Annotated in this window: 21 protein-coding genes; 8 read left to right on the plus strand and 13 right to left on the minus strand. The window is 29.6% G+C overall.

Going from position 1 to position 25,452, the window contains the following annotated elements; translation table 11 throughout:
• Positions 1 to 74: 74 nt before the first annotated feature.
• From Q6H37_RS28040 to Q6H37_RS28050, 3 genes are all read right to left on the minus strand, one after another.
• A complete protein-coding gene (locus Q6H37_RS28040) occupies positions 75 to 662 on the minus strand; it encodes a hypothetical protein (protein ID WP_318738269.1) in 588 nt (195 codons plus the stop codon).
• Positions 663 to 822: 160 nt separating this feature from the next.
• Positions 823 to 1,671 carry a YihY/virulence factor BrkB family protein gene (locus tag Q6H37_RS28045; protein ID WP_318738272.1) on the minus strand — a complete coding sequence of 283 codons (849 nt, stop codon included), beginning with the start codon at positions 1,669 to 1,671 and terminating at the stop codon, positions 823 to 825.
• 599 nt (positions 1,672 to 2,270) lie between these two features.
• Entirely contained in the window at positions 2,271 to 3,194 is a 924-nt protein-coding gene (locus tag Q6H37_RS28050) for a ribonuclease Z (RefSeq protein ID WP_318738274.1), read from the minus strand.
• A gap of 320 nt (positions 3,195 to 3,514) precedes the next feature.
• Between Q6H37_RS28050 and Q6H37_RS28055 the strand changes: the two genes are divergently transcribed.
• Genes Q6H37_RS28055 through Q6H37_RS28070 form a run of 4 tightly spaced genes read left to right on the plus strand, consistent with a single transcriptional unit; the run spans position 3,515 to position 7,632 of the window.
• Positions 3,515 to 5,071, plus strand: a complete 1,557-nt coding sequence (locus Q6H37_RS28055) for a spore germination protein (protein ID WP_318738276.1) — start codon at positions 3,515 to 3,517, stop codon at positions 5,069 to 5,071.
• 45 nt (positions 5,072 to 5,116) lie between these two features.
• Positions 5,117 to 6,277 (plus strand): Ger(x)C family spore germination protein, encoded by a 1,161-nt coding sequence (locus Q6H37_RS28060; protein ID WP_318738278.1) that lies wholly within the window; start codon positions 5,117 to 5,119, stop codon positions 6,275 to 6,277.
• Between the two features lie 26 nt (positions 6,278 to 6,303).
• Entirely contained in the window at positions 6,304 to 6,522 is a 219-nt protein-coding gene (locus Q6H37_RS28065) for a hypothetical protein (RefSeq protein WP_318738280.1), read from the plus strand.
• 24 nt (positions 6,523 to 6,546) lie between these two features.
• A complete protein-coding gene (locus Q6H37_RS28070) occupies positions 6,547 to 7,632 on the plus strand; it encodes an endospore germination permease (RefSeq protein WP_318738282.1) in 1,086 nt (361 codons plus the stop codon).
• A 200-nt stretch (positions 7,633 to 7,832) separates the two neighbouring features.
• On the opposite strand, the gene Q6H37_RS28075 is transcribed toward Q6H37_RS28070, so the two are convergent.
• The 3 genes from Q6H37_RS28075 to Q6H37_RS28085 form a co-directional block, all read right to left on the minus strand.
• Positions 7,833 to 9,260, minus strand: coding sequence for an APC family permease (locus Q6H37_RS28075; protein WP_318738284.1), 1,428 nt, complete (start codon positions 9,258 to 9,260; stop codon positions 7,833 to 7,835).
• 282 nt (positions 9,261 to 9,542) lie between these two features.
• Positions 9,543 to 10,376 (minus strand): DNA-binding domain-containing protein, encoded by an 834-nt coding sequence (locus Q6H37_RS28080; RefSeq protein ID WP_318738286.1) that lies wholly within the window; start codon positions 10,374 to 10,376, stop codon positions 9,543 to 9,545.
• A gap of 2 nt (positions 10,377 to 10,378) precedes the next feature.
• A complete protein-coding gene (locus tag Q6H37_RS28085) occupies positions 10,379 to 11,635 on the minus strand; it encodes a sensor histidine kinase (protein WP_318738287.1) in 1,257 nt (418 codons plus the stop codon).
• Between the two features lie 460 nt (positions 11,636 to 12,095).
• Here Q6H37_RS28085 and Q6H37_RS28090 point away from each other — a divergent pair, with 460 nt between their 5' ends.
• The 4 genes from Q6H37_RS28090 to Q6H37_RS28105 all read left to right on the plus strand — a co-directional run bounded on the left by Q6H37_RS28090 (position 12,096) and on the right by Q6H37_RS28105 (position 15,096).
• Positions 12,096 to 13,448 (plus strand): APC family permease, encoded by a 1,353-nt coding sequence (locus tag Q6H37_RS28090; RefSeq protein WP_318738289.1) that lies wholly within the window; start codon positions 12,096 to 12,098, stop codon positions 13,446 to 13,448.
• A gap of 207 nt (positions 13,449 to 13,655) precedes the next feature.
• Positions 13,656 to 14,177 (plus strand): phosphatase PAP2 family protein, encoded by a 522-nt coding sequence (locus tag Q6H37_RS28095; protein WP_318738290.1) that lies wholly within the window; start codon positions 13,656 to 13,658, stop codon positions 14,175 to 14,177.
• A 76-nt stretch (positions 14,178 to 14,253) separates the two neighbouring features.
• Positions 14,254 to 14,493 (plus strand): hypothetical protein, encoded by a 240-nt coding sequence (locus Q6H37_RS28100; RefSeq protein ID WP_318738292.1) that lies wholly within the window; start codon positions 14,254 to 14,256, stop codon positions 14,491 to 14,493.
• A gap of 21 nt (positions 14,494 to 14,514) precedes the next feature.
• On the plus strand, positions 14,515 to 15,096 hold the full coding sequence (locus Q6H37_RS28105; RefSeq protein WP_318738295.1) for a 5' nucleotidase, NT5C type: 582 nt from the start codon (positions 14,515 to 14,517) through the stop codon (positions 15,094 to 15,096).
• Between the two features lie 19 nt (positions 15,097 to 15,115).
• Here the strand turns inward: Q6H37_RS28105 and Q6H37_RS28110 are convergent, their stop codons facing one another.
• The 7 genes from Q6H37_RS28110 to glmM all read right to left on the minus strand — a co-directional run bounded on the left by Q6H37_RS28110 (position 15,116) and on the right by glmM (position 25,396).
• Positions 15,116 to 16,690, minus strand: a complete 1,575-nt coding sequence (locus tag Q6H37_RS28110; protein WP_318738297.1) for a BCCT family transporter — start codon at positions 16,688 to 16,690, stop codon at positions 15,116 to 15,118.
• 22 nt (positions 16,691 to 16,712) lie between these two features.
• A complete protein-coding gene (locus tag Q6H37_RS28115) occupies positions 16,713 to 17,903 on the minus strand; it encodes an aminotransferase class I/II-fold pyridoxal phosphate-dependent enzyme (RefSeq protein WP_318738299.1) in 1,191 nt (396 codons plus the stop codon).
• Positions 17,904 to 18,159: 256 nt separating this feature from the next.
• On the minus strand, positions 18,160 to 18,960 hold the full coding sequence (locus Q6H37_RS28120; RefSeq protein WP_318738300.1) for a helix-turn-helix domain-containing protein: 801 nt from the start codon (positions 18,958 to 18,960) through the stop codon (positions 18,160 to 18,162).
• A gap of 326 nt (positions 18,961 to 19,286) precedes the next feature.
• Entirely contained in the window at positions 19,287 to 21,113 is a 1,827-nt protein-coding gene (gene glmS, locus Q6H37_RS28125; protein WP_318738302.1) for a glutamine--fructose-6-phosphate transaminase (isomerizing), read from the minus strand.
• 785 nt (positions 21,114 to 21,898) lie between these two features.
• Positions 21,899 to 23,335, minus strand: a complete 1,437-nt coding sequence (locus Q6H37_RS28130) for a DUF4179 domain-containing protein (RefSeq protein ID WP_318738303.1) — start codon at positions 23,333 to 23,335, stop codon at positions 21,899 to 21,901.
• The gene (locus tag Q6H37_RS28135) at positions 23,335 to 23,898 is read right to left on the minus strand and encodes a sigma-70 family RNA polymerase sigma factor (protein ID WP_318738305.1); all 564 of its coding nucleotides are present in this window, start codon (positions 23,896 to 23,898) and stop codon (positions 23,335 to 23,337) included. Before Q6H37_RS28135 ends, Q6H37_RS28130 begins: the two co-directional genes overlap by 1 nt.
• Positions 23,899 to 24,043: 145 nt before the next feature.
• The gene (gene glmM / locus Q6H37_RS28140) at positions 24,044 to 25,396 is read right to left on the minus strand and encodes a phosphoglucosamine mutase (RefSeq protein WP_318738307.1); all 1,353 of its coding nucleotides are present in this window, start codon (positions 25,394 to 25,396) and stop codon (positions 24,044 to 24,046) included.
• Positions 25,397 to 25,452 lie beyond the last annotated feature (56 nt).

Here is a 25,452-nt window from a genome sequence, read left to right on the forward strand (position 1 = left end):
AACTTTGAAATTCCTTAAATGTAATAATTTTCATATTTTAACGTGTAGTATTGTCGAAACTACAAATACTTTGACTACATTTTATCTAAATGACAATTAATAGCTTCTATTAAAACCTCTTCCTCAATTCTTGTAAACTTACATATATCTTCCAATATAAGTATTGCTGCAACTAGTACTAAACATTGATTGTCTTTACACTTTTCCAAATTGTAAAGTTGCCTATATTTATCTACTGTTTCTTTTTTGCATTTTATGTCACTATACATACTTTTTAATGTGTTATTTAACTCATTAAAAGATAATATTAAAAAGTCCTTTTTAGATTTTTTATTACCATTTACTATGTATTTGACTATTTTATTCAAAGAATCTTGTTTATAATGTCGTTCCATGTAAATTTTATAACTGTTGGCCAAATACCTTCCTATTATGTAACTGTCTATTAAAGCTATTTCACCTTTGGTACTAAATATTATTGTTGCTTCTATATTGGATTTCCCTTCATTTCCTATCTCTTTAATCATTTCATCTATTTTGGTATTAAAAAAAGTAGTAAATTTAGAATCTAAAATAAAATACTCTAATTCTTTACTAGAACACTCCGTTATAAAATCATAAAAATTCTTATAAATTTTTTTCATATAGTCTTTACGATTCAATCTATCACCCTCTAGAATAAGTTTTTAGTTCAGACATACATTTTATATTATTACTAATTTTTTTTTTAATATACTATAAACTTAATTATCAATCCTCATTAAAAAAAGCTATAAAACACAGGTTTACCCCCTTAGTTTCATAGCATTTTCATATATTGTACTAAGAAATATTTTTATGAAATTTTTCCTTTCCTTCTCTATCGAAAGCTAATGCTGCATTTAGCTCCCCTCCCATAACCACAGTAATTGATACAAGAAACAACCAAGTTAATAATATTATTACAGCACCAATACTTCCATATATTTTAGAATAATTGCCAAAATTATTTACATAAAAGGCAAAACCAATAGATACTAATATCAATCCAATAGTAGCAAATATCGCGCCAGAACTCACTTCTCTCCATGTAAGTCTTCTACACGGCGTATAATGATATAATGCTGCTAAAATGAAGACAGTTAGTACAATAATAATAATATATCTTACTACGTGCCACATAATTTTAAATTCTTCTGAGAATCCTAAATTGAATGCCAGAGCATTTCCAATTATTTGACCAAAAACTAATAAAAAGATCATAGTAAATATGGCAATTACTAATCCTATAGTACACAATACAGCTATAAATTGGACTTTTAAGAAACTTCTATGTTCCAACTCATCATAGGCTTTATTCAATCCTTTAATAACACCATTAAAACCACTTGAAGCTGACCATATTGTAAAAATTAAGCTAAAAGACATCAGATGAGGATTTTTATAATCTACCACCTCTATTATAGTGTTCTTAATTAACTCCAAAGCACTTCGTGGAATAATCCTATTTAATCCCGCTAACACATCTTGGCTATTGATAGAACTATATCCTAGAACAGTCATGAGAAATATTAAAAATGGAAAAAAGGCAAATATCAAACTGTACGCAAGTTGAGAAGATAATGACAATACATCATCTTCATTAAATCTAAGCATTAAATTTTTAATATCTTTAATCACTTGTTGCCCCATAACATACTCGCTCCTTTAACACCTATATTATTCATCAAAAATTTAAAATAATTATTTTATTCAGAATATTGACTTTTCTTAGTGGATATAGTATTATTTAATTAATCAATAGACAACCTCTAGACACAAAACATATCTATTGATAATAAATAGAATCGAGGTGATACCGCCAGAAACTTAAAGTTTTATTCAATATTTTAATCTGTAGAAAGAAGAGGAATATACCAATGGGCATTTAATATTTTTTATATTATGTCTAGTAGGTTCTAATTCAAATAATATATTCCCTTAAATTTAATCTTTCTATTCTAATTTTCTATAAGTATATTTTTTTAAATATATTAAATTAAAGTATTGAATGTATTGTTAAGTTAAATCGAAGTTAATAAAAGTAAATTTTTCTATATACCTGTTAATGGTTGTTCAGGATTTTAGATGATTACTATAGAAAGGATGGTTGTTAGAATTCAAATAGTTGAAAATGAGTTTATTGAATTAGAATCTACTTAGCAGCTGGTCTGTATATGATAAGGGCATATATAAACCAGCTGATATATATTTTTTGATATTATTTTACAACATAATACTTTTTCTTAATTTTACTCAAAATTTAAAGTTGATATTTTTATATCTTCTCCTAAGAAAGTGTTTTCAAATATATTCCTTGCATTTAAAATATACTCTTCAGGATTTCCAAGTGATGGACTAAAATGAGTAAGCCACAATTCTTTTACTTCAGCTTCCCTTGCCATTAAAGCAGCTTCCGAAAAAAGCATATGCCTATTTTCCAAAGCTTTTGAAAGTTTTTCATCATCTCCATACATCCCCTCACATACAAACAAATCTGATTTTTTTACAAATGAAATAAGTTCTTCTGTAGGTCTTGTATCTGTGCAATAGCTTAACTTTAATCCTCTTCGTTCTTCACCTAATACCATGTCTGGTGTATATACTTTTCCAGCTTCTTTTATATTCTTTCCCTTTTGAAGTAAATTCCATAAATTTAGAGGTACATTATTAAGCCTTGCTTTTTCAACATTAAATTTTCTACTTCTATTTACATTTACACTATAAGCAAGACAAGGCATAGTATGATATGCAGGTTGCGCCCATAATTCCATATCACCAATTTGAATTATCTTATCTTCAAAATAGTTTTCATCGTTAGTTGGAAGCTCTATTAAATCTACATAATAAGGAAGTACTGGAGATACTACTGTAAGCCCTTTCACTATTGTACTTAATCCTTCCGGTCCAACTATATACAAAGGTTCCTTACGTCCAGAATTTGCTATAGTAAGTAAAAGCCCTGGAAGCCCAATTACATGATCAGCATGATAATGAGTGAAACAAATTACACTTATATCTTTAAATCCCCAACCCAAAATTTTCATAGATACTTGAGTTCCTTCTCCACAATCTATCAAAATTTTTTTCCCCTTATAAGATATTAAGAGCGAAGTAAGATTTCTATTAGGTGTAGGTACATTTCCACCACACCCAAGCAAACAAATATCAACCATAACATACCTCTTTTCTTAAAAATTACTTATTTTTCTCATATAGTTTTTGCATAATTTAATTGTATCATGCGTTACTTTTATATGTAAAATATCTATATGTACTATATAGTCAAATAGCGAAATTTTTGTATTTTAAAAATACTTATATGAATCTCTTATTTAACATATCAATGTATACTTAAAAAATTGCATATTAATATTTCATTAAAAGCTCCTATTATCTAATTTAGTGATAGGAGTTTTATTTATGCATATAAAAAGAACTTATAGAAAAAATATATTATATCAATAACATTTATTATAGCCTCTAGGAGGAAGTCATGTTTTTTCTTGATAAAAATAGATTAAAAAGTAACCAAAAAAATGAAACATTAGAAGAAGGTTATTCTGAATCACAACTATTGTCAATAAAGCTATCTACTTCTTTAACTGAAAATGCAGGGATTTTTAAAAAAATTATTGGGGATAACGCTGATTTAGTAATTAGAACATTTACATTAGGACGATCAAGTATAGTTCCTGCAGCAATTTTCTATTTTGACAATCTTATAGATTCTGACCATTTAGATACAAACATTTTACAGCCTTTATTAAATGATTCATATATTTCCGGATTAAAATCTGCTTCTGAAATAGTAAATAATATTCACGCCGGCAACATTATTACTCGTGCACAAATTAAAGCAAATAGAAATGTAAAAGAATTGATTGATGGAATTATAGATGGATACGTGCTGCTTTTTATTGAAGGATTAAATGAAATTTTCATGATCGATACTAAGGGTAGCAGTAATTACAGATCCATATCAGAGGCTCAAGTTGAAACTGTAGTAAGAGGTCCAAGAGATTCATTCATTGAAGTACTAAGTATAAATTTAAGTCTTATAAGAAAAAGGATTCATAATCCCAATTTAATATTTGAATCTATGAAAATTGGCAAAATAACTAAAACCTCAATATGTATAGGATATATTAAAGGTATTTGTTCCAAGAAACTTATAAGTGAAATACGATTAAAATTAAGTAGAATAGATACTGATGTCATACTGGCAGATAGTTACATAGAGGAATTTATTAATGATAAACCATTTTCCATATTTCCTCAAATGCGCAATACGGAAAGACCTGATGTTGCTTCTGCAGCTTTACTAGAAGGAAGAGTAGTAATCATTGTTGATAATAGCCCTGTAGTTTTGATTGTACCTGGTGAATTTTTTTCTCTTATGCAGTCAGCTGAAGATTACTATGATAGATATGCGTTTTCAACTTTAGTAAGGCTTTTAAGATACTTCTCGCTTACTTTAGCACTTATACTGCCTGCATTTTATATAGCTATTGTAAACTTTCATCAAGAACTAATACCGACTAAACTTTTAGTAAGTATTATATCTGCCCGTACAGGAGTACCTCTGCCAAATTTTGCAGAAGCCTTCATCATGGAAGGTACCTTTGAAATTTTACGTGAAGCTGGCGTACGTCTTCCAAGGCCAGTAGGTCAGGCCGTCAGTATAGTAGGAGCCCTTGTTATTGATCAGGCAGCAGTTCAAGCTTCCATAGTTTCTCCGCTTATGGTAATAATTGTGGCTTTAACTGGCATTGCTACTTTCTCCATACCACAATATAACATCTCTCTACCTATAAGAATAAGTAGATTCTTTTTAATGATTTTATCCTCTATTCTTGGTTTATATGGTTTAATGCTTGGAATACTATTTTTAACGATTCACTTATGTTCAATAAGAAGCTTTGGAACACCTTATCTTAGTCCTTTAGCTCCTTTTAAAGCCAGTGATCTTAAAGATACCCTTATACGCACTCCTCTTAAACCATTTAAAAAACATAATAGAAAGGTTACTCATAATAAAAGACCTATGTAAATAAAACAAAAAAACAGTTGCTATTAAGCTAAGGAGGAATACCTTTTGAAAAAAACAATATTTTTTTTAATAATAATTATACCATGTATTCTTTCAGGTTGCTGGGATTCAGTTGAAACTGAAAAATTAGGAGTTGTAACTTTGCTTGGAATTGAGTCATCTGGCAATAATGATATTAAAGTAACTGTTCAAGAAGCATCTGGTAAAAATCAATCATCAAGTAACCAATATTCTGCTGGAAGCGATTCAAGATCATTTAATACATATTCTGAGGTAAGTAATAGTATAACTAATGCAATACAAAAAATATCTTCAAATCAACATAAAGATATATATTTTGGCCATACTAAAGTAATAATTTTGGATGAAAAACTAGTAACATCCAAAGGAATACAATTTGTAATAGAGTTTTATGAAAAAATTCCTGAGATGCGACTTAGAACCTGGATTTTAATATCTAAAAGTAATCAGTTGGATAAAATATTAAATTCTAGCATGAACCTCGATATAGATACAGGATCAGCTATAGAAGAAACAATTAGAAATGAAAATGACAACTCATATCTTACAGTTAATAATCTAAAAGATTTTATAGAAATGCTTAATACACCTGGAAGTCAGGCTTATACATCTGGTATAGCTGTATCACCTAAAACTTCTGGCAGCAAAACATCCAACGACATGTTTGTCATTAAAGATACTGCTGTATTTAAATCTGATAAACTAATTGGCTGGATGAAAAATGAAGAAAGTAGAGGACTTTCTTTTGCCTCTGGGAATGTAAGAGGAGGATTTATGGATATACCATTCGGAGATAACGCTGTATCTCTTAAAATAGTTAAGACTAAATTAAAAATTTCCCCATTGATAATTAATGAAAAAATGCAAATAAATTTAAACTTAGATATTGTATCAAATATTTCTGGAAGCCGTGTTAAATGTGATTTTATGAACACAGATACAATTGAAAAGCTTCAACAAATTCAAAGTGAAAAAGCAAAAAGAGAAATAACTTTAGCCATTAGTAGATCTAAAGATCTAAACTCTGATGTTTTTCAGTTTGGAAATTATTTCAACATGGAATACCCTACCTACTGGAAAAAAATCAAAAATAATTGGAATTTCTATTATCCTAATGTACAAGTAAATATTAATGTAAATTCAGCAATTAGAAATATAGGAAGTACTTATAGAACGCTAAAGTAGCAATTTGTGAAAGGGAGTTTTTTTATATGCTATTAACTGTAACACTAATATCTGCTGTTATCATTTTTATAGAAGGAGTACCTTTATTTAAGAAAAAAATGTGGAAAGAATTCATCACAGTTCTAACATTATTAATAATTGCTATATTCCTCGTAGTGGAACATGGGTTAGGTATTCCTACTCCAATTGATATTGCAAATAAACTACTATATCCTCTAGGAAGAACTGTATTTAGATTACATTAAATTTATTAAAGGGGATGATACTAATTGTCAAAAAAGGAGATTATAAGCACAAACCAATTTATTTGGATGCTTTTTAGCATAATTACATCTTTTACAACTCTTCAGATACCAGGACTACTCATATTTCATGCAGGAAGAAGTGCTTGGCTTTCTACTCTTATTGCTTGGGTTCTTGATGTTTTATTAGCCTTAGTTTATGCTTACATGGGAATTCGTTTTCCCGGTCAAAATTTTGTGCAATATAGTATAACTATATTAGGAAAATATTTAGGAAGAATAGTTGGATTAATGTTTCCATTATTCTTCTTAACCGTAACTTCTCTTCTAATGAGAGCCATAAGTACGTTAATTAGTAATACAATTTTACCCAAAACTCCTATGGAAATTGTACTTATTTCGGGATATATCTTAATTGCCTATGCTGTAAAAAAAGGAATAGAGGTAGTTGCACGGGTTTGTGAAATCTTAGGACCTATATATTTGTTAAGCTTTATTTCACTATTTATACTTATAGCTCCTCTATTAAAAATAAATAGACTTAAACCTCAATTTGATAATGGTTTTTATCCTATCTTTTCAGGTTCACTATTTATATTAACATTTATAGGCATTTGCATTATGATGGGTATGTATATACCTGTTTGTAATCAGATAGAAAATGGTTTTATGGCTAAATTTATTGCTGTGAGTATAGGCGTATTTGTAATTTGTACTCTTGTTATTTTTGCTATATGTATCTTTGGTGCAGAACAAGCTGGAAATATGGTTAATCCTGGTTTAATGCTTGCAAGAATGATTAAAATAGGAAGTTCTATTGATCGCGTAGAAGTTATATGGTTTATAGTTGCTATAGCTGCAGGTATTATGACTTCAGTTAATCTGATTTGGGCTTCTAGTTTGGGTATATCCCAAATTATAGGACTCAATACATATAAATCCACCATATACCCAGTTACTTTGATTGCTGCTATTCTAAGCATAATTTCTTTCAATAGTAATGTTGAAGTTTTTAATTTTGCTTTTTATGTATATCCTTTTATAGGCATATTCGTTGAAACTGGTTTAGAATTATTTTTATTTATTATGGCACTTATTTTGAAAAAGCATTGAATATTTATCTATATGACTAAATATTCAAAGTAATAAAAATGACTCTAGCACAATTTTTATTCAGCTAAAGTCATTTTTTTAATAATTTATTGATTTGTAAAAGTCTGTCTTTTCTATCTTTTAAATTGTAATTTCTATTTTAGTCAAATTAAGTTTAAAATATAATTCAAAGAAGACTTTTCGTATGAGCATTCAAGCAATTAAGCGCCTTTTCTTTCTGCTTCACCTACGTTATTGAAATTGTCCTCTCCTTGTTGCAATAAACTATGTTTATGTGAATACACTGCATAAACAATTATACCTAATGCAACTGATACACCAAAGTATAACCATGTTGTTTTTGATAAGCTAATCATAAGAAATACACAACATACTACTGCTATTAAAGGTAATACCGGAACTAAAGGTACTGTGAACTTTCTTTCTAATTTTGGATGAGTTTTTCTAAGTACAATTATTGATATAGCTACAAGTGAAAATGCTGCTAGAAGAATCATGTTTGTCAAATCTGCTAATTGTTTTATATCTGCAACACCAGCTAATACAGCGCCTAAACATCCTACTACCCAAGTTGAAAATACAGGAACATTGGTTTCTTTATTTACACTACAGAACTTTCCCGGAAGCAATCTATCACGACTCATTGAAAATAATATACGTGATGCTCCGTAAACGTATGCAAGTACTACGGCTAAAATACCTATAACTGCACCTACTGAAAGTAAAGAAGCTGCCCAACTTTGACCTGTAGAACTTAACGCATAGGCCATAGCATCACCAACATTTAATTTTCTGTAATCAACCATTCCAGTTAAAACTAAACTAACTATAACATATATAAGTGCACATCCTAGCATTGAACCAATAATACCTCTTGGTAGGTTCTTCTGAGGATCTTTTACCTCTTCAGCAGAAGTTGAAACTGCATCAAAGCCTGCGAAAGCAAGGAATACAGATGCTGCACCAGCAAATACGCCCTTAAAACCAAATGGCATAAATGGCTGCCATCTTATTGGTTTTATAAAAAATGCGCCTACAATTATGAATAACGCTATAACCGCAAGTTTTGTAAATACCATAAAATTATTTATCTTTTTACTTTCTTTTGTTCCTCTAGATAATAAGAAAGTAATAATTAATACTACAACAACTGCTGGAATATTCATTATTCCACCTTGACTTGGAATACTTGAAAGAGCTGCTGGCAGCTTAATTCCAAATTCTTTTAGTAAACTAATAAAGTATGATGACCAACCACTAGCTACAGTTGCAGCCAATACTGTATATCCAATAAAAAGCGTCCAACCAACTAAATGAGCAATGAATTCACCTAAAGATACATAGATATAAGCGTATGCACTTCCTGATGTTGGAATTGATGATGCAAATTCAGAGTAACATAATGCTACAAGTGTACAAGCAATTGCAGATGCAATAAATGATAAAACTACGGCAGGACCTGCATCTCTTGCAGCTACAACACCTGCTAGCACCATTACTCCAGTTCCAATTGTTGCTCCAATACTCATTATTGTAACATCGAATGCACTTAAAGTTCGTTCTACTGAACTACTTTTATTATTGTCTAAAATGGAATTTACGTCTTTTTTTCTAGCAAATAATTTCATATGATAACCTCCTTATAAAATATAAATAAAAAATTTTTGAGTAATTTATTTGAGTAATTAGTTTTTCAATTAGATAAATTGCAATTAATTTTATTTGTTATTGCATAATTGATTATAATAGCTTGACTACAAAATACTTCAAATGGCTTCAAATGGCTTCAAAATACTTAGCAAAAAAATAAAATGTTTTTAAAAATTTAGAATTTTTAAAAACATTTTATTGAATGTTATGAAATTATAGCCAATACATGTAGACATTTACATGTAATATTTCATAAATTTTTAATATTCTTCACACTGAAGTAATAGTCCCTCAAAGAACTTATTTATTATTACTTTTCCACCAGTTTTGTTTTTTCCCTTTATATAATCCATTTCAGCTTTAACACTTGCAAAATCAAACATACCCTTGGAGTAATCCTGAAAGCTTTCATTATAATAATCTTCTATTCCTATGTATGCAAGATTAGTTAACCCAGTTTTAATTGCTCTTCTTATTCTTTGCTGTATTGTTTTAGGATTGTCTCCAAGCATAGAACTTAATTCATTGAAATTACATTCATCAAAGGATTTTTTTGTTTCCAATAGATAAATGCAAATTTTGATAATATCGTTTGTTCCTTTTTCCCCCAGCATACCAAATCTACTTAAAACATGTTTGATTATTTTAATATTATTGTCCTGTGACTTTTTTTGAGGGTTAACATCTTTAAATAATTTCTTTATATTATCAAGCATATTTTCAATTTCAATTTTTTCCGCCACCTTGCTTGTAACCTTTTCCACCTCAATTTTATTAATAGGCTTACTAATAAAAAACTCAATACCAGAATTGTAGGAGTCTGCCACCAACCTTACGTCTGATACCTGGGAAATCATTATAAACTTAATCTTTGGTTTTAATAGCTTTACTTCTCTTACTAAACTATTACCATCTAATTTAGGCAAAAGCAAGTCAACTAATACAATATCCGGATTACAAACTAGTATTTCTCTAAGAGCTGTTTCTCCATCATTAGAGCTGCCTATTACTTCACCTGAACCATTTTCTTCAAGCAAATTAGTCAATATCTTAACAATACTCACATCATCATCAATAATATAATATTGCATCATACTTACCTCCTAAACGAACTTATTGGTATTTTTACTGTAAAGGTTGTACCTTCGTTTTGTACAGACTCTACAGATATACTTCCTTTAAAAATATTCTGAACCAAATCCTTTACTAATGTAAGACCTATTCCCCTACATATGCTGCCACTTTTATCATACTTTGTAGAAAAACCAGGATTAAATATAAAATCTAAATTACCTTCATTTATACCCGTCCCATTATCAGATACAATAAAAATATATTCATCTCCCTGCTCCTCAATTTGCAATTTAATTAATCCTTTTTTATTTTCATCTATAGCTTCTATACCATTAAAAATAAGATTTCTTATAATTGATACTAAGTAAAAATGTTGAGAAACATAAAAATTACATTCAACCTTAAAATCTAACTCAATATTTAAGCTTTTTGCAATTATGTAATCCTTTGTATATATTTCTAAAATACCTATAATATCTTTTATCTTCATATGTTCAACATCTATTTTTTCATTAGACATTTCTTCAAGCCCTCTCATAACTCTGATATAATCCTTTTTAATCTCATGGATATCTTTAGCAATATCAAGTGTAAGATTTTTTAGTTCTTCAGAATAATTATTCTTAGAAACGATCTCATATGCTGAAAAAGACTTTTTCATTACATCTTCTATTTCAGATGCATTCTTGTTCATAAAATATATTTCACTTTTAAAGCTTGAAGTTAACAATATCAATTTTCTGTAACGTTCCTCATGTTCTTCTTTTACCAGAAATGATTTATAATATTTCATTAATATTAATATAATCAAAACCACTAAAGTTCTTATACAAGCCACTATTAAAAGAGCTTTGATCATATTGCTGTTTTCTCCATTCGTTCTAGTTCGAATGCTTATTTCAACAACATTTGAAATAAAATCACAACAAAACACTGAAAGTATAAATCTTGTTAAATCCTTTTTTGCATTTTTATAATATAAGAAATAAAACAAAAATCCAAAAGTAGTAAAAAACATTATTTCTGGTGTAGTTATTCTAATGGTTTTCATAAAATCCATGTTTGTACAATAAACCCATATTGATCTATAAAATGTTGTAGATATTCCAGTAAGTATTGCTGTTTGTATTGGATTCAATTCAGTATAATTATAAAGGAATACAGAAAATACAATTACTGAAAGGGCTATAGTAAAATCTTGAATTAGAAATCCAAAATAAATCTGAGATGCTATAACTACACCAATTAAAACTGTTAAAGTACGTTTTAATTTTTTCATATTATAAATTTTCCTTTCATTTTTTTTGAGAAATTTAATAGTTCAAAGTTTATCAACAGGTGCAGCAAATATTGCAACTCCATATATAAAAATTCCAAAATATTTTTATAAAGTATTTTAATATAACAAAAAGAATACATCATAAACTTATGTATGTCAAGGCATGGAAATGGCTGTGTTAGTACCTGTTATAAAACTATCATTACTTTTTTATTACTTACCCATTTAAACATATTAAATAAATTAGTAACCTCTAAATTCTAATCTATTTATTGCAACAAATATTTTCAATGCAGTACAAAAATTCTTTTATAAATTTCTAAATATGTACACTTTTGATACTTAGTAACATTATTACAATTGTGGAATATATTCTATCAACCTAAGAGTATTGATTTTATAACTATAAAGGGTTAAAGTATAATAAAATACAAAATTGGGGCAAAGAGGTGGTTTATTTATGGAAACAAAATTAGAAAAAAGATATGGTCTAATCACAGCTATAGCCATGGTAATTGGTATAGTTATAGGTAGTGGTGTCTTTTTTAAAGCAGAAAAGGTTTTAAATGCAACTGGTGGAAACCTTTTCCTAGGTATCCTTGCTTGGATTATAGGCGGTATTATTATGATTTCTTGTGCTTATACCTTCGCTGTAATGGCAACTAAATATCAATATGTAAATGGTGTAGTCGACTATGCCCAAGCTACTTTAGGCAAAAAATATGCATATTATGTTGGATGGTTTATGGCATTGATTTATTATCCAACATTAACATCAGTATTAGCATGGGTTTCAGCTAGGTACACTTGTGTGCTATTTGGTTTTCCAATTACTGGAGGAGAATGTATGACTATCGCATGTCTATATTTAATAGCAAGCTTTGCATTAAATGCATTATCTCCTGTTTTAGCAGGTAAATTTCAAGTTAGTACAACGGTTATAAAACTCATTCCATTAATTTTAATGGCTGTAATTGGTACAATAGCGGGTGTAGGCAATGGTATGATTAAATATAACTTTACAACTGTAGTAAAACAAGTTAATCCTTCCACTGGGCTTTTTACAGCTGTTGTTGCTACAGCATTTGCTTATGAAGGATGGATCATTGCCACAAGTATCAATGCTGAACTAAAAGATGCAAAGAGGAATCTTCCAATAGCTCTTGTTGGAGGAACTTTTATAACTATGGCAATTTATATACTTTACTATATTGGATTATCTGGAGCAGTAGCAAATAAAGTTATGATGGCAGGCGGCGAATCAGGAGCTAAATTAGCATTCCAGACAATTTTTTCATCGCTAGGTGGTTCTTTGTTATTTGTATTTGTTATTATTTCTTGTCTTGGAACTTTAAATGGATTAATGCTTGGATGTACTCGTGGTATTTTTTCATTAGCAGCAAGAGGTCTTGGTCCAAAGCCAAATATATTTAAACAAGTTGATAGTATTACATACATGCCAACAAATTCATCAATATTTGGATTGCTTCTTTGTGGTATATGGCTATTGTATTTCTATGGTGCTAATTTGACCAAGCCTTGGTTTGGATTTTTCTCTTTTGATTCTTCAGAATTACCTATAGTAACTATTTATGCAATGTATATTCCTATTTTCTTTATGATGATAAAAAAAGAAAAAGATTTAAGTCCTTTCAAAAGATTTGTAGCACCTACTGTTTCCCTAGCAGGATGTATTTTTATGATAATTGCTGCTTGTTTTTCTCATAAAATTGCAGTTGTTGCATATCTAATTATCTTTGGAATTATAATGATTTTTGGTAGTATATTTTCTAATGAAAAAACTGTTGAATAGCATTAATAAGTACTATAGTAACCATATCTAGAAATATTATGAAGTGCACTCCCAATTTAAAATTGGAAGTGCACTTTTTTATGCATAAATTTTTATATTATAGATGATCTATAAATTTATATTATTATTTTAAAGTTTACTTAACACTATTTTAAAGTGTTCTTAAAGATAAATATATATAATGTATTTAAAGAGGGAGGATGTCCTATGAAGATACTGAACCATATACAGCATGGCGATACATTTCTACTTAAAACAATTAATATATCACTCAAATGCAAATGTTTGGATATTATTATGCCGTTAGTCACTCGTTTAGCCTCTAACTTTTCATTAATTACATTTTGTTTGTTTACAGAGTTAAATCCAAATTCTTTTATTCATATGGTTGGATTAAAATGTACAATTTCTCTAATAATAAGTACTATTATTGCTCAAGTATTTAAAAAAAGTGTAAGTAGAATTAGGCCCTTTTTAATAGTAAATAACCTAAATATACAAAAGATTGGAATAGATGAATATTCTTTTCCTTCAGGGCATACAACCGCAGCTTTTACTATCTGTGTTATGATTTCATTGTTTTGTCCATCTATAACCTTTTTACTTATGCTATTAGCTTCTCTTGTTGGTATATCCAGAATTTATTTAGGAGTACATTATCCTTCCGATGTATTTGCCGGCACAATTTTAGGAACTCTATCCTCCTTCTTAGTTTTTTATCTAATATAAATTACAGTAAAACTTATGATATTGGTTATAAAATGTCTTATTACCTACAATTTTAAAAAGGAAAGGTGAATTAAAAGTGTTTGATTATGACAAACAACAATTTCTAATTGCTAGCATGATCTTAATGATAAGTTTATTTATAACCACAATTTCTAACACATTGTATAACTCTAATTACAATTTAAAACAACAAATTAATATTCCTAGCAAATCTATTACATTCATTAACTTAGAAGAAACTCCTGATGATATATCAAGAAATTATCAAATTGCCATAATTAATTCTATAAATCAAAAAGAAATTAATAAAAAATAAAATTAAAGGTTGGTGTTAAATATGAAAAATCTTAATATATGTATTGATATTGACGGAACAATTACTGATCCTTACTTTTGGCTAGATATTGCCAATAAATACTTTAATAAAAATGTAACTATTGATAAAGTAACAGAGTATAAAGTTGATATAGTTATGGGAGTAACTAGAGATGAGTATTATGATTTTTATGATAAAAACAAGTTCAAAATGCATAATGATAATGTGAGTTTAAGAGAAAATGCTAAAGAAGTAATAGAAGAATTAATAAAGCTAAATACTATATATTTTGTTACAGCCAGAGATAAAGATTTAAAACTTCTCACTTACTCTTATTTAAACAACAATAGCATTCCTTATGATGATATTTTTGTTCTAGGTACTCATTACAAAGTAGATATGGCTCGAAAACTTAAATGTGATATATTTATAGAGGATTCTTATGAAAATGCTCTGCAGTTATCAGAAAATGGTTTTAAAGTATTGCTTATAGACACCAATTATAATAGGAAACCCTTAAACAAAAATATAGTTAGAGTTTTAAACTGGAATGAAATATATGAAGTAATAAAAGAAATGCCATTATGTAGCAAGGCTATATAATAGCATTTCTTTTACTTATTTAGCCATTCCATTTAAACAATTTATTCTTGTCTACAGGAATATCTTTACTTTCAATATCTTTCTTTAGTATCTTGTAGAATGATACAAGAAGCAGTGCTATAACAAACAACATTGGAATAGCAAAAACTGATGTAACAGATTGTATTGTTTTTAAAACATTTAATCCAGGCACCATATGCTCAAGGAATAAAATACCAACTGGTAAAAGTAACACAAGAAATGCCCAAAATACCTTATACCATTTATTAGGCTCTTCATCATTTTTAAGATTTTTAGAAGTAAGCATTGATACAACTGTAGAAGCCGCTGTAGCGCCACATGCTAAAGTAATAAATACTACAGCCATATACACAGCAATGGCTGCACCAGATAAAGGCAATGTCTTTAATACAGCTAATACCGCTGCATTATTACCACTATCAATAACCATCTGGGATAAATTAAGCTTTCCTGATAACTCTAAACTCATTCCATAGTTTCCAAGCACAGCAAATGCCACCCAACAAGCTAATGATGTCCAAATACATCTTACAACAGCAATTTCACGGAATGTACGTCCATAAGAAACACGAGCCAGCCATAAACCATCAGAAATAGTACATCCAACATACCAAGTCCAATAAAAAATTGTCCACTGTTGAATAAATCCAGTTTTTGCAATAGAATCAGTATTAAAGCTCATATGAACAAACTCACGAATATTTGTTCCAATAGCCATAGTAAAATTATTTAAGATAAATGATTTTGGTCCTACTAAGAAAACAAAAACAAAGAATCCAATGGCTAATTTAACATTAAACCCACTTATGATTCCAACTCCCTTAGCAATACTTTTAGATGTAGATAGGATAAAAAATACGCAAAATACTAAAATAATACTTATACGCAATCCAAAAGTAACTGGCATATTTAACAAATATCCCGCTAATTCAGCTAATATAGAAGTTCCTAAGCCTATTGTACAAACCAAACCTCCAATGTAACCAAATGCAACAACACCATCTATGCAAATACGTGTAATTTTAACTAACGGGCTGTCACCTTTCAAAACATTTTTACAAAGATCAGATAAATTCAAAGAATCCATTTTTTTATTCCAATAAATGTAACCTAGTGCTAGTGAAACAGGCAAATAAATAGCCCAAGCTGAAAATCCCCAATGGAACATTCCATAAGCAGACGCATATTCATAAGCTTGTACCGACATAGGCTTAACACCAAATGGTGGAGTTTTAACATAGTACATCCACTCTACCATTCCAAAAATCAAAATTCCAGCTCCTGCTGCAGAACACATATTCATGGATATCCATGTAAAAAGGTTATAATGCGGCTTTGCCTCAGGACCCCCTAAACGAATGTCTCCATACTTTGAAAACATAATAAATACTGCAAATACTGCACTTAGAAACGCAATCAACAAGAACAGCCAAGGAAAATTCAATGTCATAGCTGAATAAAAGTTGTTAATTACAGCAGCACTTCCATCTGGAAACAATACCATAGGAATAACCATAGCAATTAATAATCCTACAGCAAGTAATGCTATTGGTAAATTAATCTTCTTAAGCATAATAATAGGCCCCCCTTACAAATTAAACATTCTCAAAAACTGTTAGTGCTTGTTTAAAATCAGCAATCAAATCTTCAATAGCTTCTGCGCCAGTAGAAATACGAATAAGTCCTTCTTCCATTCCCATATCTTTAAGCTGTTGAGGAGTAAACTCATTACGGAATGCAGTAGCTGGATGTGCTATAGATGTACGATATCCGCCTAATGTTCCAAGGTATTTTACTAACTTCAATTTATGCATAAATGTATTCACTTTATCTCTATCATCTTCTACACGAAAGCTAAGCATAGCTCCACAACCATTTGGCATAATCCTTGCTGCTAATTCATGCTGAGGATGGTTAGATAAAGTTGGGTAATTTACATAACGTACATGAGGATCTTCCTGCAAAGCTTCAGCAATCTTTCTAGCATTCTCAAATTGCTTAGTGACACGCATTTCCATAGTTCTTATACTACGAAGCATTAACCAAGAACTATTTGGATCTAAACATCCTCCAAAAAGCAAGTAATCTGAATATATTTTCTTCATCAATTCCTTTGAAGCAGTAATCGAACCAGCTGTAATATCACTATGTCCTCCAAAATATTTTGTTAAACTGTGAATAACAATATCTGCTCCATGCTCTAGTGGGCGAATTGCAAATGGTGTAGTAAAGGTGCTATCAACAACTACTAATGCTCCTACGCTGTGAGCTGCTTCGGATAAAGCTTCAATATCTACTACTTCGATAAGTGGATTAGCAATAATTTCTGTATATACCATCTTTGTATTAGATTTCAAAGATGCACGAATACTATCTATATTTGTAAAATCACTATATGTAACCTCAACACCAAATTTCTTTAATATATTTTCAAATAATTCAATTGTTTCTCCATAAATAGAACGACTAGCAACTATATGATCGCCTGCTTTAACAAGAGATAATATTGTAGTAGAAATAGCAGCCATTCCTGAAGAGCAAACAAGTGATTGTTCTCCATTTTCTAAATAGGATACAGCTTCAGCCACACCATCTCTATTGGGATTGGCAGTTCGGCAATAATAATATTTACCACCAGTGCTAGCGAAGTCATAATCATCCATATCAGAAATAATATTTGCTGTTGAATGATAAATAGGTGGTGTTTCTGGACGTTCAATTGGAAGTTTAGACTCACTTCCTGCATACAAAATATTAGTCTCTCTAGTTAACTCCTTAGAATTCATAAATATTTCCTCCTTATTTTCTGCATAATAAATTTAGTGATTTATTTTTCGCAAATGTAAACCTTATCACCAAGGTACATGTGTAAGTTTAAACCTTATTCTAAGATAAATGTCAACAATAATTTTCATGTATGACAAAAAATAATCAATCTAATCGTAAAAAATAACAGAAGATGTGTATTCCATATTACATAGAATACACATCTTCTGTTATTTTTAGTAGTATCATAATCCTACTAGATTTTTATGAGACAGACTACTCTATCAAAATTTGAACTTCATAATCCGTATTCATATATTCAACTAAATTATCCTCAAACTCCAGCGCAACAATGGTAGATGGCTTAGGAAGAGAATTAAAGTACTTTTTTAAAATTGTCGTATCCCACTTTTCATGCAGTAATTTTGTACGAAAACATAGATAATCTCCCGCTGGAAGCTCTTTATAAAATGGTGTAAAAAATTGAGGCCTATTCTTAATATAAATAAAATATGTTTTAGGTTCAAATTTACTCTGAAACAATCCTGATGTAGTTAATTCATAACCATATTGACGTCTATAAGACAATTGATGTAATTCTTCTCGACTACGCACCTCAGCCATTCGAATTTCCATGTCTGCTAACTCATCAGAATCGTAACAAGGAACATAAACTAAGTGCCTCGTTTCCATATGCATACGATACAGCACCTTAGATACATCCATTTTACTCAAATAAGTAAAATAATCAATATACCATTCTATATCCTTAATTCTTGCGCGAATAGCTTCTAATTCTTGATTAGCAGTCTGCCACTGCCCTTCCAATGCTGGAAGAAGACCTTCAACTGTTCCTTTTTTTATTATGCTGCCAATTTCAGATAATGATAAGCCTAAATATTGCAGATATTTTATACGATCAATGATGTGGAATTGATTGAATTCATAATACCTGTATCCGTTTTCATCAGATATATAACTAGGTTCAAGAATTCCTATTTTTTCATAATGACGCAGTGTTTGTGTAGTAACGCCAAGTAATTTCGCTGTTTCTCCAATGGTATAATACTTTTTCATTATAATAACCCCTTGTATAAATCATAACATCAAATATTAGTTTATCTCAAAACAGTATTTACTTCAACTTAAAAATTTTAAACCTTATTGTCGGAATAAGGTTTTTTAATAATTTAAATTTATCAAATAAACTAACATTTCCTTTACAAAATAAAAATCATGAATGGACCTGAATTTAACCTTCATTCCATTCATGATTCTTAATCATATCCTTGTATTATCAACTAAAGATTATTTATATTTTTCTATAATCTCTGTCATCGCTGATTATAATTTGTCATCAATATTAACTTATAACTACAGCATATTTATCACTGATAATCAAATTATTCAACTGTTACACTTTTCGCCAAATTACGTGGTTTATCAACATCGCAGCCTTTTTGTATTGCCATGTAATAAGATAGTAACTGTAATGGAATTACAGATATTACTGGTGCCAATACATCATTTACTTCTGGTATATATAATACTGAATCTACAGTTTTTTCTATTTCAGTATGACCTTCAAAAGCGATACCTAAAACATTAGCTCCTCTAGTTTTAACTTCTTTAATGTTACTTACCATCTTATCATATAATTTTTCTTGAGTAGCTCCTGCTATTACTATAGTTCCTTTTTCAATCAAAGCTATAGGACCATGTTTTAATTCTCCACCTGCATAAGCTTCAGAGTGAATATATGATATTTCTTTAAGCTTTAATGAACCTTCCATAGCTACTGCATAATCAAGGCCTCTTCCTAAGAAGAACATATCTTTATGCATATAAGTTTTTGAAGCAAATTTTTGTATAGTTTCTTTATTTTCTAATACTTCCTTTGCTTTTTCTGGTAGTATTAACATTGCATTCTTTATTTCTTCTATTTCTGGTTCACTTAATGTTTTCTTATTTTCAGCAAAGAATAAAGCTATAATATACATTGCTATGAGTTGAGTTACATATGCTTTTGTTGAAGCAACTGCAATTTCTGGTCCTGCCCATGTATATAATACATCATCTGCTTCTCTTGATACTGAGCTTCCAACAACATTAGTTACAGCTATTACTCTAGCTCCATTAGCCTTAGCTTCTCTAAGTGCTGCTAAAGTATCTGCTGTTTCTCCTGATTGACTTACAACAATCATTAAAGTTCTTTCATTTATTATTGGATCTCTATATCTAAATTCAGAAGCAACATCTACTTCTACAGGTATTCTTGCTAATTTTTCTATTACATACTTACCTACAATTCCCGCATGGTAAGCAGTTCCGCAAGCTACTATATATACTTTGTCTATATTTTCTATTTGTTCTTTTGTTATTGTTATTTTATCAAGTGTTATTGGCTTTCCTGGCATAACTCTTGATGTCATTGTATCCTTTATAGCCTTTGGCTGTTCATGAATTTCCTTTATCATAAAATGCTCAAATCCACCTTTTTCAGCAGCATCAGCATTCCAAGTTACATGATATATATCTCTCTTTATTTCTTCTCCTTCTGCTGATAAAAGTTTTACTCCATCTTTAGTCATAACTACAAACTCTTTATCATTTAGAAGATATATCTCTCTAGTATGATTTAATATTGCTGGTATATCTGAGGCTATAAAGAATTCTCCTTTACCAAGTCCTACTATTAATGGACTATCCTTTCTTACTGCTACAAGCTTGTCTGGTTCTTTTGAACATATTACACCTATAGCATAGCTTCCTTCCATTTTAGCTACAGCCTTCATAACCGCATCTACTAAATCACCATTATAAAAATAATCTATTAAATTAGGTATAACTTCTGTATCTGTTTCTGATACAAACTTATATCCTTTTGAAATTAACCATTCTCTTAAGTGTATATAGTTCTCTATTATTCCATTGTGAACAACACTTATTGTTTCATCTTCATTACTATGAGGATGTGCATTTAAATCTGATGGTTCACCATGAGTAGCCCATCTTGTATGTCCTATTCCTAATGTTCCCTTTAAAGGTTCTTCTTGTAACTTATTTTCAAGATTTACAAGTCTTCCTTTACATTTTGTAACATTTATTCTTTCTCCATCATATATAGCAACTCCTGCTGAGTCATATCCTCTATATTCTAATTTACTTAATCCCTCAATTAAAACTGATGATGCATCCTTTTTTCCTATAAAACCAACTATTCCGCACATAAAAATCTTCCTTTCTTAAATCAAATAATTTTTTTTACAACCCCAAAGCCTATTAAAGTTTATAATTTTAAAATAAACAAAACTTAATAGACCTATAGCAAATTTAAAATTCACCCTAGATTGTATTACAATAAAGGTTTTAACACCAGATTAATATTGTGTCAGAAATCACTTTCTGATTTTATTAACCGTTAACGGTAGTGCGTTACCGTGGGGCACCCGCCGAAGATTCGATACTCCCCATCCTCGTCAACTTAAGTGAGACTCCAAATCTACGATTTGGTTAGTCGAACTTACTCAGCCGTAAAGGCTGAGTTTCCTTTAAAAAGGAACCCCCTATAACCTCATAAGCTAAGTTTGCTTAGGTCTATTCTTTCACTCAAGTCCTGGCGCTTTAAATTAATTTATCTTTTTTATTTTATATTCTATTCCCATCCCCTCTCCATTGTTACTTTAATATAAAGCATAATCAAGCTGTCAATTTATTATATTTATAACCACATTTTTTGTCAACTTAAATGATTCACTTAAAATCCTCATTTATTAGCTTATTATGTACATGAAAAGCCTTTACAAGTATGTTTTATGTATTTTTAAAGGGTAATTATTGCTATACTTTTTATGCTAAAGTTATATATTAAGCAACAAATAGAATATGCAAATAAGTTTTATTATTATATATTTAATAAATTAGGCAGACATCTAAATTTTTTGTTAATTCCAAGTTAAACCAACAAAAATCCTTAGAGTTATCTTAACCTCTAAGGATTTTCATTACGGTATTTTTATTTATTAAAATCAATTGTAAACTTTAAATTCTCTCCAAAATCAACATTACTAAGATCATTAGTATATATGGTATATTTCTTATTAGGATCTAGTGCTTCAAATGTCTTTGTAAATTCATTAGGATTATTTTCATCTTTTCTCAAGTTATAATCTCTAATTTTAATATTTTTTCCTTTATCATCCTTTATGAGAATATCTTGTGCTTGGAAATATGGTGCCTTACCTTGTGCTGTATATTTAACTATAGTTTTATTGTTTTCTGTTTTTATTTCTTTTATTATAACTTTTCCCATTTTGCCTTGAGGCAATTCTATTGGATATATTCCATCTATAACTTTACTTATTTCTTTAGGCTCCCTTGTTTCCACTTTAATAGGTGTTTCTTTACCATTCTTATCTACACTTACTCCACCACCGCCAGAAGGAGTAATTTTACAAGGAACAATAGTTAAATATTTAGGAATACTTTTCATGTGTACATAATCCATTTCACAACTAAAGTTTCCATCATTTAAATTTCCTGATCCTCCTCCAAGTCCTTTTGGCGTAAGCTCTATTCCTTTATCATCAAAAGCAATCCAATAATCATAATCAAGAAGTCCGTGTCCTCCACTTCTTTTAGTTTTCGACTTTCCACTTAAGAAAATAGATGTGTCTATTGGTGAAAATACCACCTTATCAATTGTTGCACTACTATCTGGAAAATCTATTTTCTTATTTGGCTTAAACACAGTACTATTCTTTAATAATTCTTCTTTTGATATACTGAACGCAAAGTTCCATTTACCCTTTACATTTCCTATTTCGCTAACATTCAAATCCACATTAAATTTATTAGAATCTTGAGGTATTTTAGTATGGATTTCTTCAGTGCCTACATAAGTATAATCATCTATATAATTTCCAGTTGAGCTACCATGTGATCCACTAGACATTTTCCCATTTATTTTTACTGAACTTAATACAAACATTGCTTCTTCATCACTTATCTTTTTGTCACTTTTTATTGTATACCCTATAACCACTTTCGAATCATCTGCTAGAACTTCATTTAATGTAAAAGTTATACCTTTATCTTTAACACTTTTATTTACTACTTGAGAATACTTTTCATATTCTCCATGGAATCCAAATTTATCGTTAAGTGTTTGTGTTATAGAACTCAATACTGGAATATTTTCAGCAAAAGCAGATGAAGCCGTACCTATACCTATAATGCTTATTAAACTTATAGCTGCTGCTATAGAACCACATTTTAGTTTCTTAAAACCCTTTTGTCCCTTAATCTTTTTATTCAAATTTTTCTTTATTCTTTCTTTTTCAATAGTAGATATTTCTTCTTCCATTTCATTAAATTCACTTTCTTCCATCCTTATTTCATTAAATAATTTATATATATCTTTTTCCTCTAAATTAAAATCCTTATTATTCATTACAATATCTCTCCTTTCAAAGGTATAAGCTTTTCCTTTAAAAATTTACGTCCTCTTGAAAGCCTTTTATCTACTAAGTTTCTATCTACTCCAAAGATTTTTGCTATATTTTCTATTCCCTCATATAAAAAATATCTTCTTATAAATATTTCTTTATCCTCTGGTCTCATTCCATTTATAGCGGTTAAAATTTCTTCTCTATTTTCTTTTGATATTAATGCATTTTCTACATTAAGTTCATCTTGTAAATTATAATCATCTATAGATTTATCTGTACTATGCTTAAAAAGTTTTCTTTTATAATCTATAGCTTTATATTTTGCTATAGCAGTAATCCAATATTTAAAATTTCCTTTTTCTAAGTCAAAGCTTTCGATATTATTCCATACTGCCCAAAACACATCATTTACACATTCTTCTGCATGTTGAGCATGAAAACCTAAATTCAACACAGTCCGCACTACCCTAAAAACCAAATTGCTGTATTCATCTACAACAAATTCTAATGCTTTTGCATTTTTCTTTCTTATCTGTTCTATAAAATTATTTTCATCTATATTCACTTTTTTTCCTCCTTAAGAAGCTTCTCACAAATTAATACGAAGGTTCTATGGATTTTCTGACAATAAAATCATATTATGTGTACAACTTTAATCCAAGCTAATAAAAAAGGCACGAGATAAACTCATGCCTTTTTATATACTTATTCTAATTATTTGCTTTTTTTTCAATAAGTGCTGCTAACCCATGTGCCATTTGGTCTAATTCACTCTGTACTTCACCTTCAAGCATTACTCTAACTAGTGGTTCTGTTCCTGAAGGTCTTATTAAAACTCTTCCGCAGCCATCTAATTTAGCTTCTATTTTCTTTATTTCTTCAACTATTTCAGCATCTTCTAAATATATATTTTTCTTACTGTTTGGAACTGTAGCATTAGCTAAAACTTGTGGTAATTCCTTCATCATAGATGCTAGCTCTGATAGAGTCTTTCCACTTTCCTTAATTACAGCAGCCATTTGGATACCTGTAACTAGTCCATCTCCAGTAGTATTATAATCTGTCATAATTATGTGTCCTGATTGTTCTCCACCTAATTTATAGCCTTCTTTAACCATTTCTTCTAGTACGTATCTATCTCCAACTTTTGTCTTAACTGTACGTATATTTTCTTTCTTTAAAGCTATATCCAATCCAAGATTGCTCATAACAGTAACAACAACTACATCTTTATCAAGCTTGCCTTTATTTTTTAAATGCCTACCTAGTATAGCCATTGTAAAATCTCCGCTAATTAAATTTCCTTTTTCATCTACAGCTAAACATCTATCAGCATCTCCATCAAAAGCTAATCCTAAATCACAGCCTTTTTTTACAACGTAGTCCATTAATTCCTCTGGATGAGTTGAACCACAATTTTTATTTATATTTATTCCATCTGGATCATTGTTTATAACATAAACCTGTGCACCAAGATCTTTAAAAGCTTTTACTGAAGTTATATATGATGCTCCATTTGCACAATCCAATGCAACTTTAAGTCCCTTTAAATCTATATCTATAGTTGACTTTGCAAATTCTATATAATCTCCAATAGCTTCCCCAGCTTCTTCCACTTTTCTTCCTATATCTTCACCAGTTGGTAATGGTACTCCTTCAAAATTATTTTCTATAACACTTTGAATTTTGTCCTCTAATTCATCTGATAACTTGTATCCTTGTGAATTAAAGAACTTTATACCATTATATTCTACAGGATTGTGGGATGCTGATATAACAACTCCTGCATCAGCTCCATATTTTCTTGTTAAATGCGCTACTGCTGGAGTTGGAATAACACCTACACATACAGCTTCTGCACCTACAGAAAGTATTCCTGAAACCAAAGCACTTTCAAGCATGTCTCCTGATATTCTTGTGTCCATTCCTACAAGTATTTTTGGTTTATGAGTTCCTTCTGTTAATACAACTGCTCCTGCTTTTCCTAATTTATATGCTAATTCTGCTGTTAATTCTTTATTAGCTATTCCTCTAACTCCATCAGTTCCAAACATTCTATGCATAAACAATACCTCTCTTTTTATTATTAACTTTTAATATAGTATTTTAAATATTTTAA

Source organism: Clostridium sp. JS66, from assembly GCF_033561535.1.
Classification (GTDB): Bacteria; Bacillota; Clostridia; order Clostridiales; family Clostridiaceae; genus Clostridium_AM; species Clostridium_AM carboxidivorans.